Source organism: Enterococcus plantarum (assembly GCF_001730295.1).
Taxonomy (GTDB): domain Bacteria; phylum Bacillota; class Bacilli; order Lactobacillales; family Enterococcaceae; genus Enterococcus_L; species Enterococcus_L plantarum.
On record NZ_MIKA01000034.1, the window covers coordinates 79,696 to 96,318 of the forward strand.

Sequence of the window (16,623 nt, forward strand, 5' to 3'; positions counted from 1 at the left end):
GAGAGAACGATATGAATTCACATAAAAATGCGCAAATGAGTTTTAAGCTTTTTATTGGTATCCTCTTAGGCGTTCTGGGCATCATGACTTTTTTCCCGTTTCTTTGGATGATTTTTTCTTCATTTAAAACCAATGCGGAAATCAATCAGATCGTACCTAGTTTATTCCCAAAAGATGCGACATTTGATAATTTTAAAGAGTTATTTTTCAGATTGAATTTTGGCACCTATCTTAAAAATACGTTGATCATTACGGCTTGTTCTTTTATCGGCTTGTTATTAAACGCTATGGCAGGTTACGGGTTTGCTAAGTTTGATTTCAAAGGAAAAAATGGACTTTTTCTGATGGTATTAGCCACAATGATGATCCCAGGACAAGTAACCATGATCCCCGTGTATCTATTGTTGAATTCAGTTGGTTTGACGAATACATTAATCGGAATCGTTTTGCCAGGACTAGCTGGTGCATTTGGAATTTTTCTATTCCGACAATTTATGAATACTATTTCAAATGAAATGCTTGAAGCAGCAAGACTTGATGGCGCTAGTGAGTGGTACATCTTTTTCAAAATAATTTTACCAGTCAGTCGTCCAATTTTAGCAGTTCAGGGCATCTTGACGTTTATCGGTGGCTGGAATTCATTTTTATGGCCGTTGATTATCGCAAATGATGAAAAATATTATACATTATCTGTTGGCTTACAACTATTACAAGGACAACATGGTTCAAATTATGCCTTACAAATGGCTGGAGCGACATTTATGGTTATTCCAATTTTGATCGTATTCTCGATTTTTCAAAAATACATTTTACAAGGATTTAACGTTTCCGGAATAAAATAAAAAAGAAAAGGTGACTATAAAAATGGAACAAAAGCAATTAATCGATTTACTGGAGCAAATGACATTAGATGAAAAAGTTGGACAATTGCTTCAACTCGCAGCTGAATTTTATTCTGAAAAGGCGGAGGAAAAAACAGGACCCATGACGGATCTTGGTTTGACACATGAAGACATTAATAATGCAGGGACAACCCTTGGTATTTCAGGTGCAAAAGAAGCAATTCGAGTACAAAAAGCATACATGGAGAATAATCGATTAGGAATACCAACGATTTTAATGGCAGATATCATCCACGGTTTTCGGACGGCTTTCCCTATTCCGCTTGGTTTGGGTAGTTCATGGGATCTAGAAGCTGCAAAAAAAGTAGCGGAAGTTTCAGCGAAAGAAGCAGCAGTTTCAGGTTTACACGTGACATTCTCACCAATGGTCGATTTGGTTCGTGATCCACGTTGGGGTCGCGTAATGGAATCAACTGGGGAAGATCCCTTTTTAAATAGTCGTTTTGCGGAAGCATTTGTTAAAGGCTACCAAGGGAATGACCTGAAAAATGATTTCTTTCGTGTAGCGGCTTGTGTTAAACACTTTGCGGCGTATGGTGCAGCAATCGGTGGTCGTGACTATAATACAGTCAATATGTCTGAACGACAATTACGAGATAGCTATTTACCTGGTTATAAAGCAGCACTTGATGCTGGGGCAAAATTAGTGATGACTTCTTTTAACACAGTGGATGGTGTCCCAGCAACAGGAAATAAATGGCTATTTAGAGAGGTGTTGAGAAAAGAGTTTGGTTTTGATGGAGTCGTTATTTCAGACTGGGGAGCAGTCATCGAGTTGATTCCTCATGGTGTAGCGGCAGATAAAAAACAGGCTGCTGAACTGGCAATCAAAGCAGGTGTGGATATTGAAATGATGACAACCTGTTATACCGAAAATCTAAAAGAACTGATTGAAGAAAATATCGTAACTGAATCTACCTTAGATGAAGCTGTTCTACGTATTCTCACGTTGAAAAATGACTTAGGTTTATTTGAAAATCCCCATAGAGGCGCTGACGTGATTTTAGAAAAAGAAGTTGTTTTGTCAAAAGAGCATCGTGATATTGCAAGGGATATTGCGAGAAAATCAATTGTCTTATTAAAAAATGAGCATGTATTACCCTTATCGAAATTAGAGAAAGTTGCTATTGTAGGCCCCGCTGCTGATTCTCACGATGTAATTGGTGTTTGGTCTTGGCAAGGTAAAAAAGACGAAGCGATTTCTTTAGCACAAGGTGTTGCTCAAATTGGCGCAGAATATGTGATTGGCAAAGAAGCGTTCGATTATTTTAAACCAAGTCAAGCAGCGATTGATGAAGCTGTGGCTTTAGCCAAAGAGGCTGACAAAGTTGTCTTAGCACTCGGTGAAGAAGATTGGATGAGTGGGGAAGCATCAAGTCGCAGTGATATTCGACTTCCACAAGCGCAACTAGACTTATTCGATGCTATTCAAGCTGTCAATAATAATATCATTGTGACTTTGTATAATGGTCGTCCTTTAGATCTAAAAGGAATCGATTCAGCCAAAGCCGTCGTTGAGGCGTGGTTCCCAGGGACAGAAGCTGGGACAGCATTAGCTGATATTCTATACGGAGAGTATAATCCAAGCGCTCGTTTAAGTATGTCATTCCCTGAAACAGTGGGACAAGTACCTGTTTATTATAATTACGATAATACAGGTCGACCATATAAACTAGGTGATGAAAAATATGTAACTAAATATTTAGATGTTTCCAATTTTGCAAAATATCCCTTTGGTTTTGGTTTAAGCTATAGCGAATTTGCTTACACTGATTTTGAATTAAGTTCGCATCAAATGAATTCAGATCAAACAATTACCGTTTCTATCACTGTAGAAAACCAATCAGATATCTCGGGTCAAGAAACAGTTCAATTATATATTCGAGATCAAATTGGTGAAGTTGTTCGTCCTGTCAAAGAATTAAAAGGCTTTGAAAAAATAACCCTACAAGCACATGAGAAAAAAACGGTTCAATTTACGATTACTGAAGAACTTCTTCGATATGTGCATAGTGACCAAACGTTTGCTAGCGATGCAGGAACTTTTGATGTAATGATTGGATCAAATAGTAGAGATGTCTTAACAAAAACATTCAAATTATTGAAATAGATAGGAAGAGTGAGATGACGCATCAAAAACGAACAATTAAAAATGGTGGGACGACCGTTTCGTTTTTAGAAACGGGAGATCTATACGAAATAATACATGGACATATCATGATCAACCAACTAAATGGGAATGCATTAGATGGAAGTTGCAACCAACTCTATTTGAGAGTTTATGATAATAATGGTATTCATAGTGCCCCCATGATCGGCTCAAATTCAGCCAGTACATTTCTGATGGGAAAAGAACAAGCGACTTGGTTCGGCAATTTTTTCGACGTGAACTACCAAGTTGATTTTAAATTAACTGAAATGGGTATTTGGTTTTGGCAAGTGACATTGACAGGTTCTGGGCAGAAAGTTGATGTTATTTATGGTCAAGATATCGGTAATGCGACAAAAGGTGCTGTTCGATCAAATGAAGCGTATATGTCACAATACGTGGATCATCATGTCTGGAAAGAAAATGAAACAATTACTATTTCTTCTCGACAAAATCAACCGCAAGAAGGAAATTTTCCAGTAATCGAGCAAGGAAGCTTAAATTCGTTGGTTGCTTTTTCTACAGATGGTTACCAATTTTTTGGTCGCGAGTATAAGGAAACAAATCAAGCTCAAGCTTTGAAAAAAGCATCTTTAGCAAATGAAGTGTATCAATACGAATTTGCCTATATTGCGTTACAGACTGAAATCTACGATGTAAGTGAGAAAGAGACTAAAATTGTTTTTTATGGAGCACCAATAGACAACCAAAGAACAGTCATTAAAGAGCCACTTATTTCTAAAGCAGATATCCAAAAAAATTATGATGCATTAAAATTTGAAGAAATTGATGAGCAATCAACAAACTATGAGAAAAAAATAGGTGAACCAATTACAGGTAAAACATTGACGGATATAGAACGCGACGAATTATTTCCTAATCAAAACCTAGTCGAAACAATTGATGGCAAAGTAGCTTCTTTCTTTACAGATGAGTATCATCATGTGGTTTTGAAAGAAAAGGAAATAGCCATGGAAAGAGCTCACGGGCATATTCTATTAAGTGGAACAGAACTAGATGTAGAGCGTCCCATCCTGAGCACGACTGTTTATATGTATGGTCTTTTCAATTCTCAAATTGTTTTAGGCAATACATCTATGAACAAATTAATGAGCAACAGCCGCAATTCACTAAATATCATGAAACAATCAGGTCAAAGAATTTATATCAAAGATGCAGAAAATTGGCGTCTATTAACAATGCCCTCTGCATTTGTAATGGGATTAAACTCCGCTACATGGTATTATAAATTAGAGAATGATATACTTATGGTGAGAACGTTTACGTTATGTGATACTAAAGAAATCCGTACAGAAGTGATAAGTCAACGAGGCTTGAAATATACTTTTGCTGTAACCAATCAATTGGTGATGAATGCAGATGAAGAAGAGCCAACCTATGAAGTGACTAAATCAAACGAATTGGTAAGTATAAAAGCTTTACCAGAGTCAGTGATCCATGAAGAGTATCCTGATTTAACTTATTATTATTCGTTAGATAAACCTTTTGAACTAACGGATGAGCGCTTGTTTTTATCTAGTAAATCTGCAGGAGTTTTAACTATTTTTGTGATTAAAGAACAAACAGAATTTTCTATGGCTATCCAAGGAAGCTTGACGGGAGAACCATTTCAGACAATAACGACCGCATACGAAAAAGAAATCAAGCAATTCTTAGACTTTGTAAATGAGCTATTAAATAATTTCCAGTTAACACATAAAACTGAAGAAGTTGAATCAATAAACGTGTTGTCTCGCTGGTATACACACAATATGTTGGTACATTATCTTTCACCACACGGATTAGAACAGTATGGGGGTGCTGCTTGGGGAACACGAGATGTTTCACAAGGTCCAACAGAATTTTTCTTTGCCGTCAATCGACCAGAAGTTGTCCATTCAATCATTAAAAATGTCTATGCAAATCAATTTGAAGATGATGGAAATTGGCCGCAGTGGTTTATGTTTGATCGCTATGAAAAACAAAAAGCCGATGAGAGCCATGGTGATGTGATCGTTTGGCCGATGAAGATTGTGGCTGATTATTTGGCTAAAACAAAAGATTTCAGTATTTTAGAGGAAAAAATTCCCTATACTGATCGTAAAACCTTTTTAAAAACAACGAAGACTTACACCTTGTTTGAGCATATAAAAAAAGAAATTCAATTTATTGAAAATAACTTTTTAGAAGGAACATACTTATCTTGTTATAGTGATGGAGATTGGGACGATACGCTACAACCTTATGATAATAAGTTGAAAAAATATATGGCAAGTAGTTGGACAGTTGCGTTAACGTATCAAATCGTGAATAAATTATCCAATTTATTAATGGAGGTCGACGCCGTATTTGGCGAGCATTTACAAGTTTTAGCTGTTAATATTAAAAATGACTTTGAAAAGTATATTTTATCGACTGAAACAATTCCTGGTTTTATTTATATGGAAGACACAGATCATGTGGAATTTATGATTCATCCAACAGATAAAAAAACAGGAATTCAATATCGTTTACTGCCAATGACACGTAGTATGATCGCTGAGCTATTAACAGCTGAACAAGCTAAACATCACTATGCTATTATTAAAGAACATTTGCAATTTCCAGATGGCGTCCGTTTGATGAATCGACCAGCAACCTATCAAGGTGGTGTCAGCACCAACTTTAAGCGTGCGGAACAATCAGCTAATTTCGGACGTGAAATTGGGTTACAATATGTTCATGCGCACATTCGTTTCACAGAAGCGATGGCTAAACTTGGTAAACCTGATGAAACGTGGCGAGCCTTGAATAGCATTAATCCGATTCAAATAAAAGAGCATGTTGAGAATGCTGAGATACGTCAAGCCAATGCCTATTTCAGTAGTTCCGATGGTGATTTTAAAACAAGATACGATGCGCAAGAAAACTTTACCAAGCTGAAAGATGGCAGTGTTGGAGTTAAAGGTGGCTGGCGAATATATTCCAGTGGTCCTGGAATATATATGAATCAACTGTTGACCAATGTTTTAGGCATTCGGGAAGATAAGGAGAATATGATCTTCGATCCAATTTTACCTAAAGAGTTAGATGGTCTAGCGATGGGGTATCAAATTGCTGATAAAGACGTGAGAATTGTCTTTCATTTAGTGGGACAAAAAGAGGCAGTTCTCGCAAACGGAACTGAGTTTTCTATAAGACGAGAAGAAAATCCTTATCGCCAAGGTGGGTATATCGTTCCTTTAGATGAACTCATTGCTTGTTTAGATAAGAAAGAAAACCAAATAGATATTTTTTGCTAGGAGATGAGCGTACATGGTAGGAATCAAAGAGATTGCAAAAAAAGCGGGGGTATCGATTTCAACTGTTTCTTATGCATTAAATGGCAGTCCAAAAGTTACTGAAGCAACTCGAGCAAGAATCCAAGCGATTGCAGAGGAATTGGACTATATTCCTAACATGGCTGCTCGTACGTTAAAAAGGCAACAAACCAATATTATCGGTGTATATCTTGCTGATTACGGTGGTAGTTTTTATGGTGAACTATTGGATGGCATAAAAAAAGGACTGGAAGCCCAGAACTATGAAATGATTGTTTGCAGTGGGAATAAATCACATTTGTTTATTCCCGAGCGAATGATTGATGGTGCAATTATTTTAGACTGGACGTTCAAAAACAAAGAAATTGAACAATATGCAGATCGAGGTCATTTTTTAGTGATTTTAGATCGTTTGATTACTCATGAAAATGTGCGTAAAGTTTTATTAGATAATAAAGGTGGCGCAACGTTAGCCATTGAAAAAGCTGTGGCCAGTCAAACGAAAAAAATATTTTTAGTTTCTGGTCCCCAAAAAAGCTATGATAGTCAGGAACGATTAAATGCCAGTATCAAAGAATTAGAACGCTTTTCAATTGACTATGATATTATTTCAGGAGATTTTACAGAACCTTCTGGTTATCGGGCAGCTAAGGAAATCATGGGAAGTGAGCCTAAGTTTCCTGTAGATATTTTTGCGTTGAATGATGAAATGGCAATCGGCATTTATAAATATTTTGAAGAAACACCGTATGAAATTGGCAAGGATATTCGTTTGATCGGTTTTGATAATATTGATATCAGTGCATTTATTCAGCCGCGATTAGCGACGATTTCATATTCTAAACATCGTTGGGGTATGTTGGCTGCTGAAAAAATCATTCAATTGATTACGGGAGAAGAAACGGAAGATGACCATATTTATACAAGTTTTATTGATGGGTCTTCATTTTCTTGAGTAGGCAAAGAATAGATCAATAGAATAATTGTGAAAGGTGTGATAAGGCGATTTTCAGTCTTGTCACACCTTTTTATAAAATGAGGTTGAAAAAGAACAATGGGAAGATACTCTGATTGAAGCAAGACAACTAGTCGAAATGGTGCAGTTAACATCACAAGTTCTACAGCAATTATCTGGAACGTATAACAATATCTTGAATAATAACTTGAATGACACGATGAAAATTTTGACAGTACTGTCGATTTTATTAACGATTCCAACAATCGTAACTGGTTTTTTCGGGATGAATATGCCTTTACCACTGGAACATAATATTTTAGGATGGGTGATTGCAATTGGAATAAGTTTGCTTGGTTGGTTTGGCTTATCTTTTATGTTGCGTCTTATATTAAAATAAGAGATTAAAAATATAATTGTTACGTTACTCTGAACTAAGAAAATTGTATTTTTTAGTGCTGGAAATAATTCCAGCACTTTTTTTTCAGTAAAGATTAATTTTTTTGATGTTTCATATAATGTACAATTAAAAAGATCATTGAGAGAAAACCCTTGACTTATAGTGCACTCTAATTGATATAGTTTGGATACATAAACAATTAGAAAGGATTGATTAATTATGAAAGAAAGACAACTTGGTAAAAACGGATTAGTTACTTCAGAAATTGGATTTGGCTGCATGGGACTGAATTATCATCGAGGACCTGCTAAAGATAAAAATGAAATGATTGAAGTAGTGCGTACAGCAATCGATGCAGGGATCAAAATGTTTGATACAGCAGAGGTTTATGGGCCTTATACAAATGAAGAATTAGTTGGGGAAGCATTGGCTGGAAAAAGAAATCAAGTTCAAATTGCAACCAAAGGTGGATTTAAAATCGACGGACTAAAAAATCAACCAGATAGCAGCTCTAAAGCGATTATATCTGCTGTAGAAGGCTCGCTAAAACGGTTGAAAACGGATTATATCGATTTATACTATATTCACCGAATTGATCCAAATACACCAATCGAAGAGGTCGCTCTAACGATCCAAAAGCTCAAACAGGAAGGTAAAATTTTGCATTGGGGGGTCTCTGAAGCTGGGGCCGAAACGATTCGAAAAGCTCACAAGGTAGAACCGTTAGCAGCAGTTGAAAGTGAATATTCTATTTGGTGGCGGGAAGTTGAAGAAGAAGTTTTACCAGTTTTGGAAGAGCTGGAAATCGGTTTAGTTTCATATAGTCCATTAGGGAGAGGATATCTCACAGGAAAGTTAAATAAAAATACCCGTTTTAATGAAAATGACAATCGAGGAGAATTACCGAGATTTACTCAAGAAGCCATGAGAGCGAATCAAGTATTGCTTGATTTTATGCAGGAAATTGCGGATACGAAAAATATCACAACTGCTCAACTTGCGATTGCTTGGATACTTGATCAAGAACCGTGGATTGTTCCAATTCCAGGAACTACTAAAAAGGACCGGATTTTAGAAAATATTACAGCAACCGATACAACGTTTAGCCCAGACGAAAGAGTCATAATTTCGAAAGCATTAGAGCAAATTCGGATTGTCGGAGATCGATACCCAGAATCTGAGAAAAAACGTACCGGACGCTAAAAAGTGTTTCTATAGTTAGAGTGCTCTTAAAAATTGGTGGCGTTAATAAAATACTATACGTTTTATTAATGCCACCAAAAAAAATTTTGTTACTGGACAAGAGCTAGCTAGACAATTTTGTTATGAGATGTTTTATTGATGTATAGATTGTATGGTAATCTTCATCTGTGGGTACTTCATTGATATAAAGGATATTTTCTGCCTTGAACTGTCTAGTTAATTCAGGTGTTTTACTGGTGGTAACTACTATTTTAAGATCAGCAATTGAATCAACAAAATCAGCGAGTGAGGTATGGATAGAAATATTCAAATAGGCTCTTAGTCTGCCATCTAATGTTTTCTTTATGATATTTTCAGTAAAAATACCAAATTCTGTGTCTAAAAGTATATCTACAGTAGGTTCAAAATAACTTAAATCTTTTAACTGACTGAAAATTAACATGTATTGATTTAAAATATAGTTATTACTAACGATGTTATATAAGCCAAATTTCTCTGATAAATGAAAAGCTATAATGTTCATATTCTTTTTTAACATTGGGAACTCTTCGAAATAATGATTATTCTCAGTGTCGCTCCATGTAGGGTATAGCAAGGCATTTACATGGGCTGAATAGACACTAGATTCAATATTCTTTTGATCGTCGAGAGAAAGGTTAAGATAGTTAGTTGAAAGATAATAGGAAAATTCTGAAGAAATTCTTGAAAGAAAAGTATTGTTCAATTTAGCATTTTTAATAAAATGTCTTCCTAGCTCAGTATTCATAAATCTAGGGTAACTAAATAAACGTAAGAAAAAAAATTCTATTTCTTTTTTTGAAAGTGTAGATTTAAGTTTATCTAAATGAAACTTTTCACTTATGTATTCAGCCTCATCTCTTAAATAATAAGGGATATCTACTTCATAACCATTTCTATACCTAATGATTTGTATTGATAATGAATACATAGTTTGTTTAATATTAATATTATTGACATTTTTTATATAGGATTCATTTTTTTTGGATTTAACAATGTCAGATATTAAGTCTTCATCTATCTCATCAAATGGCCACACTTCACCATGAAATAATTGCCAGAAAACTTTATTTGCATATAATCGTGTATTTTTTTCATCACCAATCAGATAATTGAATCCTTTATTCGATTTTATTATTAACTTGTATGCCGAAATCTGTTTAGTTATAGTTGCAATAGATCTTCTATAAGTAGCCTCACTAATAAAATTATCTTGAACAAACTTTATTCTGTTGACCTTGTAACCCAACAATAATCGCAAGAATAGTTTTATACTCCAATTTTCAAAAATAAGATTTCTTCTAAATTGCTTGTAATATAAAATATCTGAATATTCTAAAAAAAGCATGTTATTTTCACTTGTTCTAATAGAAACTTCATGACCAGGATACATCAAATCAGAGTTGATTTCTTTAATGTATTTTGTCACGGTTGTAGAAGATAAATCAAGATGTTGGCTAAGCTCAATTGTAGTTCTACCTTCAGTTGAATTAAGTAAACAATCCATAATATCAATTTTGGTTTTTAGAACACTATCGTACAATTCATCTAAGTAATATATAAATAGCCCTCCCTTTTTATTTCCACCAACTGATTCTACTATAAAATCAAATACATCACAAACTAGCCACTCGATAAAATGTATTAAAAGATTGGAAGTTATACATGGAGTTATCATTTTTAGTACAAAGTGAAAAATCAGTTGATACCACTTTTAAAAAAATTGTGTATTAAAAGAACACTTTAATATCGGAAAAAAATCAATATTTTTGATATTTTATAATAAAAATTGAGCAATTATTGTTATAAAATTATGTGATAATTTGAAAGAGAAAAATAATGAAAAGATTAGATGAGGAGGAGACAAAAGGTAAATAGGGTAGAAGAACATACATATTTTTATTAGATATATTGCTATTTAACTTGTTAATTATTTATTAAAGAACGTTAAAATTATAGCCTCAATGTAACGGAATCAAAAAAAATTCATATGCAGATAAATGAGCAGTAATCACTGTTTATACATTTATAGACCCACTAATATACTAGGAAATTGTGTTTTAAATAAAGAAGGGCGAATAAATAAGATTTGAGGTAGTATTCAGATGGAAAAATCGGTTGAAAAGTCTAATCAAAATAAAATACGTATGCAGTTTTCTTTAATTATAACAGGTACGTATCAGTAAATATTGATGATCTTTGGACACATAACGAGGTTTTTAACTAAAATAAATCTGAATTTATATAATCTATTACTACAACTGATGTATATCAAAATTATTTTCTTATTCAGACCATGTTCAGTCTGATATTTGGGATACTATTGATATTTTTTGCATTTCAGTATTTAAATTTACAAGTTATATTAGTTATTTTCAAACAGGTTTTTTGTATAAAAAAATACTAAGGAAAATTGAGCCTTAGTAGTAAGTCAAATTTATTTGAATAAATAATTTATATAGTTATCTTTATTCTTTGAAAATAAGGAAGTCAGTTAAATAAGACATTTCGTTTATATATTTATGATAATGGATAAAAGATTAATAGTCAATGTGATATTACGTTGATTTCTATCATTTTTTTAGATGTTTTATTAAAAAAATGATAGAAATAACAGTTTTTTTAAAATAATAACAACGAAATGACTTATTTGTACATTAAATTGGCGATTTTAAAAATAAGCCGTCAAAATTAGCGTCAAAATAATTATCAGATAGGGTGAGATTCTATGGCTAAAAAAGGTGAAAATATATATAAAAGAAAAGATGGACGTTGGGAAGGTCGCTATATAAAATATCGGAAACCCAGCGGGAAAATCCAATATGGATATATATATGGAAAAAAATATAAAGATGTAAAGGAACGTTTAGTACATTTGAAAGCCACTCAGGCTGAAAGCAGAAAACACAGTATCGTTCCGGATAGTCTTTTTTTAGAATGGTTTGAATCTTGGATGAATAAAAGTTTAAAAAAGAAAGTTAAGCCAACTACCTTTTCAGTCTACTCAAATATGGCACAGAACTACTTGATTCCTTATTTTGGAAAAATAAGAATTCGACAATTGAATAAGCAAAAAATACAAACATTTGTGAACATACTGGAAGAACAAAACCTTTCTTCTGGTTATATTCGAAACGTTTTTAACCTTCTACAAAAGGGGTTGAAAGAGGCTGAAAGGCTAGGCTTTATTGATCAAGATTTATTAAAATATGTGAAATTACCAAAAATGAAAATGAAGCCAGTCCACGCATTGTCATTAAATGAGCAACAAAATTTGGAACGAGCTGCTTTAAAATTGGACGAGTGCTCTGCCATTATATTGGCTCTTTATTCTGGAATGAGAATTGGTGAAATTAGTGGTTTGAAATGGTCGGATATTGATTTTGAGCAAGAAGTTATTTATGTAAAAAGAACAGTATATAGAATTTCAGACATAAAAGAAAATAACAAAAAGACTATTTTGATTGAAGGAAGTCCGAAAACAGAAAGTTCAAAACGAGCAATTCCAATGTCAAAAAACTTACAAAATTATTTAATAGAAAAAAAAGAGAAATCAGATTGTGATTATGTAATATCGTCTAATGGAAATTGTGTAGAGCCTAGAACGATTAATTATCGTTTTAAGAAGCTTTTAAAAGATGCAGATATAAAAGATATTCATTTCCATTCTTTAAGACATACTTTCGCTACAAGATGCTTAGAGCAGGGAGCTGATATAGCGAGTTTAAGTCGATTACTTGGACATAATTCGGCTAAGTTAACATTAGATACATATACTGATTCAATGTTCGAAAATCGGCGTGCGGTTATTTCAGCAGTTGATTTGCTATGGTGTTCGGTTGAAAGTAAAACGTAAACAATTAAATAATAAAGAGCTGAAAACAGAATGGAGAATGACTATTTTATAGTGTTCTCCATTTTGTTTTTTCTATATAAGCCGTCTTAATAACCGTCAAAAAAAAATACACCATGAATTTTAGACTATTTTTTCGTCTGTTTCTTTATTTTCAAAGAATAAGGAAAAATAATGCTAACTATATTATAACGAAAAATCATAAACTTAAAAACAATAATGCTTGAAAAAGTAATGAGAAATGAAACGTTTAAACGGAAATTATAAAAAATATAAACGGAGGTAGGAAAATGTATAACTTGTGTTATATAAAAGTGGCTACTTTTGATTTGGATCCATATTTAAAAGCGCTAAAAAAAGAATGTCAAATCTCTGAAATCAATGAGACGCTTATTTATTCACAAACAAATGATATAGATGGAATTTTGATCTTTAATGAAGATCCAGCGAAGTTTTCAGAAGTATGTGATTTAATCTTAAAAATTAAAAGACAGATAAATTGTCTGATTTGGACCATATCAAAAGAAAAAAATACTATTTCGAATATTGTCTATCTACAGTTAGGGGTCAATGGCAATTTTTGTGAGCAAGAGTCAATAGATGAATATCGATTAATTGTCTTAAATGCATTGAAGAACCGTAATTACTTTAAAAAAAAATCAGAAAAAAATTCTTTGCTAGTTTTAGATAAAAGTAATAGAGAAATAATAATAGACGGAAATAACCATGTGGGATTGACCAAACTAGAATATAAATTAATAAAACTATTGATGGAAAATCCTAATAGAACACTCACGTATAAAGAACTTTACGAGAGTATCTGGAATAAACCATTCAAACAATCAACATATCGAGTTTCTAACTTAATTTTTCATTTAAGATCAAAAATTGAAACAGATAAAATGCATCCTAAATATATCAAAACAATTCGTTCTAAAGGGTATCGATTTGTCGAATAGTTTTCGCTTCACAATAAAGTCATTATGAATGGAGGAGACTTTTGGAAAAACAAAAAAAAGTATTGAAAAAGGCACGTTCTTTGAAAAAGAATGATACGGCTGAACATATTGAAGTTGAACAAAAAATGAGGAAGAAACGTGTGAAAAAAAATAGTACAGCAAAAAAATCCAAGCAGAAAGCTAAACAAAATAGAGGTCAAATGAGTGACTCAGTTATAAAGCGAAATAGAAAAAAGAAAATAAATCGAGAAAAAATCAAGAAAAAAAGAAGAAAACGGATCTTAGCAAGAGGTTGGAATCTCGTTTTTTATACGTTTATCTTAATCATGCTATTTGGTGCTGTAATGTTTTCATTTAATGATAGTGAGAGTAAATCATTCTTTGGTTACCGATTTATGACAGTCAAAACAAATTCCATGGCTCAAAAGAAAGATCGCCCAAAACATAATGATGGATTTGAGGCTGGAGCGATGATTTTTTTAAAAAGTATTCCACCAGAAGAATTGAAAGTGGGAGATATTATCACCTACAAACCTTTTGAAGGTGAACAGGAAATCTATTTGACCCATAGGTTGATTAAAATAGATAAAGAATTAAACCAAGAAACAGGTTTATTTTTTACAACACAAGGTGATGCGAATGATAATCCAGATTCTCCAATACACTCAAATCAATATGTAGGTAAGGTAGTATTTCATATTGAGTATATAGGAAGAATTATTCAATTTATTCGAGACAATCTAATCATCGTTCTTGTTTTATTATGTGCAATATTTGCCTTTAGTTTGACGATTAAATATTATTTGAGTCTTCCAAGTGCAAAGTCTAAATCAGTATAAACTCCCTGAAATTTAGGGATTTATAAATAAAAAGAAATATAGGAGGTTTTTTCAATGAAAAAATGGAAAAACAAAAGTAAAAAACAGAAAGTGGGGTCACTAGCAGCAGCTTCGGCTGTGTTGTTGGTAGTAGCAGGTACTTTCGCCTTCACATCGTACACTGAGTGGGTTCGAAATCATATGCAATCTGCGGGGTATGAAAAAGGGGCAGTAAATATCGTCGAGGTCTTCCCACCAGGACAAGAGCTAGATGCTAATGCAACGATCCAAAAGAAAGTTGACGTTCAAAATGCATCAGGAAATGATGTTATTGTTCGTGTATCATTTGAAGAAATGTTAAGTAAACTAACTTCTGGGGAAACAACTGCTGGGAATGCCGCATATACACCTAGTAAAACTGCCTTTCCTGTGATTGTAAATCCTGATTCTCATGCATCAGGTTGGACGGAAGTTACAGGTCCTGTGACAATTCTTGATGAAAATGGTACATCTACTGCTAAACCAGCTAATTTGAAATTATTTGTTAATGGAAATAGTACAATGCTGGTAAACCAAACAAGCGGATTGAAATACTATGCTGATAAACCAGCTGATAGCAATGTAGAATTGCCAAAAGCTTTCCAAACATCGGGTCCAGAATATACAATTCCAACAATCAATGGAACAAAATGGGCAGATGCAACAGGTGCAACGGTTGAACAAAAGGTTACTGCAAAAGCTACGCTTAAAGATGGAGCAGGCGCGACTGGTACTTATGAGTTGAGTGATGTTAAATATTTCACATATGCTTCTACTTATACCGATACTGCAAATGATTGGAAAAACCCTGTTTTAAATCTTAATAGTACTAATTATCCAGGCTTTACAGGAACAGTGGGTACGATGACTCCAGCAGCTGGCTCAGCTAAAGTGTCTTCTGTAAATTCAGATATTACGTTTGATATGCCAAATGTAGTAACTACGATTCCAAGTTCAGGTCAAGGAAAATGGTTCTATAGTGATGGTTACTTCTATTATGATAAAGTACTGGCTGATGGTGCTAAAACAGAATCTTCAGTGTTAGAAAATATTAATATTGGCGCTGCAGATACCACTTGGAAATTGTCTTCATACGATTTATGGGTTGGTCTAGACTCTATTCCAGCTAGTAAAGCGGCTTTAGATATTGCTTTTGATGGCAGTCAAATTGGATCAGGTTCATCAGGCTGGAGCAACATGTCTTCTCAAGCGAAAGCTTACTTTACTGCTTTACCAGGCATGGCCGAGTAATGAAGTAACACATTCTGGGAGGAACAATTATGAAGCGAATTCATGCTATCATCATTTTAGTCGCAGGACTAATCATATTCACTGGATTCGGACTTTCCGCAAATGCTGCGGAGAGTCTTCCTCCTGGATTAGTTATTGCAGATGAAAATGGAATCCACGCGAATGAAAAAGGTAAATATTTTATTGAACACAATGAAATTAAACCTGAACTAACATTTGAGAGAGCTATTATGATTAGTAACTATGGTATAGAAGAAAAACCATATCGCCTATCTTTAAGATTTTCTGAAGGTGATGACAATCATTCAAGTTTTAAAGAAGGAAAAATAGATTTGAATAGAGCAATTTCTGTCACCATGACAATGAGTGGTAAAACGTTATACGCTGGTGATCTAATTGGAAATGGATTACCAGATGCAAAAAATAAAGCTATTGATTTGGGAACTTTTAAACCAGGTCAAACAGAAACCTTGAACGTTAATTTTTTTGTAAGAAATGATAGTGACGACGATTGGAGTGAAATAAGTCAATCCGACTTTTATTGGGTATTCTATGCGAGTGAAGATACTAAATTGCAACCAGACCCTAAGCCGTCCAAACCTTTTGGAATATTCCCTCAAACGGGTGAAGATCTAAGGAATGTTCTTTTAGGATTTATCTTAGGTCTACTTTTTATAAGTTTAGTAATTGTTGTTACGATAAAAAGGAATAGAAATAGGCGTCGTTAAAGAACACACGGTCGAATCTTATCTGATCTTTTGAATTTTACAAGTATTG

11 protein-coding genes and 1 pseudogene are annotated in these 16,623 nt (G+C 33.6%); 11 read left to right on the top strand and 1 reads right to left on the bottom strand.

Annotated features, from left to right (window positions below; all coding sequences use genetic code 11):
- Positions 1 to 11: 11 nt before the first annotated feature.
- The 6 genes and pseudogenes from BCR22_RS10190 (at position 12) to BCR22_RS10215 (ending at position 8,908) form a co-directional block, all read left to right on the top strand.
- Positions 12 to 842, top strand: a complete 831-nt coding sequence (locus BCR22_RS10190) for a carbohydrate ABC transporter permease (RefSeq protein WP_010761523.1) — start codon at positions 12 to 14, stop codon at positions 840 to 842.
- A 10-nt stretch (positions 843 to 852) separates the two neighbouring features.
- Positions 853 to 3,012 (top strand): beta-glucosidase BglX, encoded by a 2,160-nt coding sequence (gene bglX / locus BCR22_RS10195; RefSeq protein ID WP_338030539.1) that lies wholly within the window; start codon positions 853 to 855, stop codon positions 3,010 to 3,012.
- Positions 3,013 to 3,026: 14 nt separating this feature from the next.
- Entirely contained in the window at positions 3,027 to 6,332 is a 3,306-nt protein-coding gene (locus BCR22_RS10200; RefSeq protein WP_069654796.1) for a GH36-type glycosyl hydrolase domain-containing protein, read from the top strand.
- Positions 6,333 to 6,345: 13 nt separating this feature from the next.
- On the top strand, positions 6,346 to 7,305 hold the full coding sequence (locus BCR22_RS10205) for a LacI family DNA-binding transcriptional regulator (RefSeq protein ID WP_069654797.1): 960 nt from the start codon (positions 6,346 to 6,348) through the stop codon (positions 7,303 to 7,305).
- A 79-nt stretch (positions 7,306 to 7,384) separates the two neighbouring features.
- Positions 7,385 to 7,705, top strand: a pseudogene (locus BCR22_RS10210) (CorA family divalent cation transporter); the annotation flags it as partial.
- Positions 7,706 to 7,924: 219 nt separating this feature from the next.
- A complete protein-coding gene (locus tag BCR22_RS10215; protein WP_069654798.1) occupies positions 7,925 to 8,908 on the top strand; it encodes an aldo/keto reductase in 984 nt (327 codons plus the stop codon).
- 103 nt (positions 8,909 to 9,011) lie between these two features.
- Here the strand turns inward: BCR22_RS10215 and BCR22_RS10220 are convergent, their stop codons facing one another.
- Positions 9,012 to 10,604, bottom strand: a complete 1,593-nt coding sequence (locus BCR22_RS10220) for a helix-turn-helix domain-containing protein (protein ID WP_069654799.1) — start codon at positions 10,602 to 10,604, stop codon at positions 9,012 to 9,014.
- A 1,050-nt stretch (positions 10,605 to 11,654) separates the two neighbouring features.
- Between BCR22_RS10220 and BCR22_RS10225 the strand changes: the two genes are divergently transcribed.
- From BCR22_RS10225 to BCR22_RS10245, 5 genes are all read left to right on the top strand, one after another.
- The gene (locus BCR22_RS10225) at positions 11,655 to 12,782 is read left to right on the top strand and encodes a tyrosine-type recombinase/integrase (RefSeq protein ID WP_069654800.1); all 1,128 of its coding nucleotides are present in this window, start codon (positions 11,655 to 11,657) and stop codon (positions 12,780 to 12,782) included.
- A 287-nt stretch (positions 12,783 to 13,069) separates the two neighbouring features.
- On the top strand, positions 13,070 to 13,738 hold the full coding sequence (locus tag BCR22_RS10230; protein ID WP_010761515.1) for a winged helix-turn-helix domain-containing protein: 669 nt from the start codon (positions 13,070 to 13,072) through the stop codon (positions 13,736 to 13,738).
- A gap of 41 nt (positions 13,739 to 13,779) precedes the next feature.
- Positions 13,780 to 14,577, top strand: coding sequence for a signal peptidase I (locus BCR22_RS10235; protein ID WP_010761514.1), 798 nt, complete (start codon positions 13,780 to 13,782; stop codon positions 14,575 to 14,577).
- A gap of 54 nt (positions 14,578 to 14,631) precedes the next feature.
- Entirely contained in the window at positions 14,632 to 15,846 is a 1,215-nt protein-coding gene (locus tag BCR22_RS10240; protein WP_069654801.1) for a hypothetical protein, read from the top strand.
- A gap of 29 nt (positions 15,847 to 15,875) precedes the next feature.
- Positions 15,876 to 16,574, top strand: coding sequence for a hypothetical protein (locus BCR22_RS10245; protein ID WP_069654802.1), 699 nt, complete (start codon positions 15,876 to 15,878; stop codon positions 16,572 to 16,574).
- Positions 16,575 to 16,623: the final 49 nt, after the last annotated feature.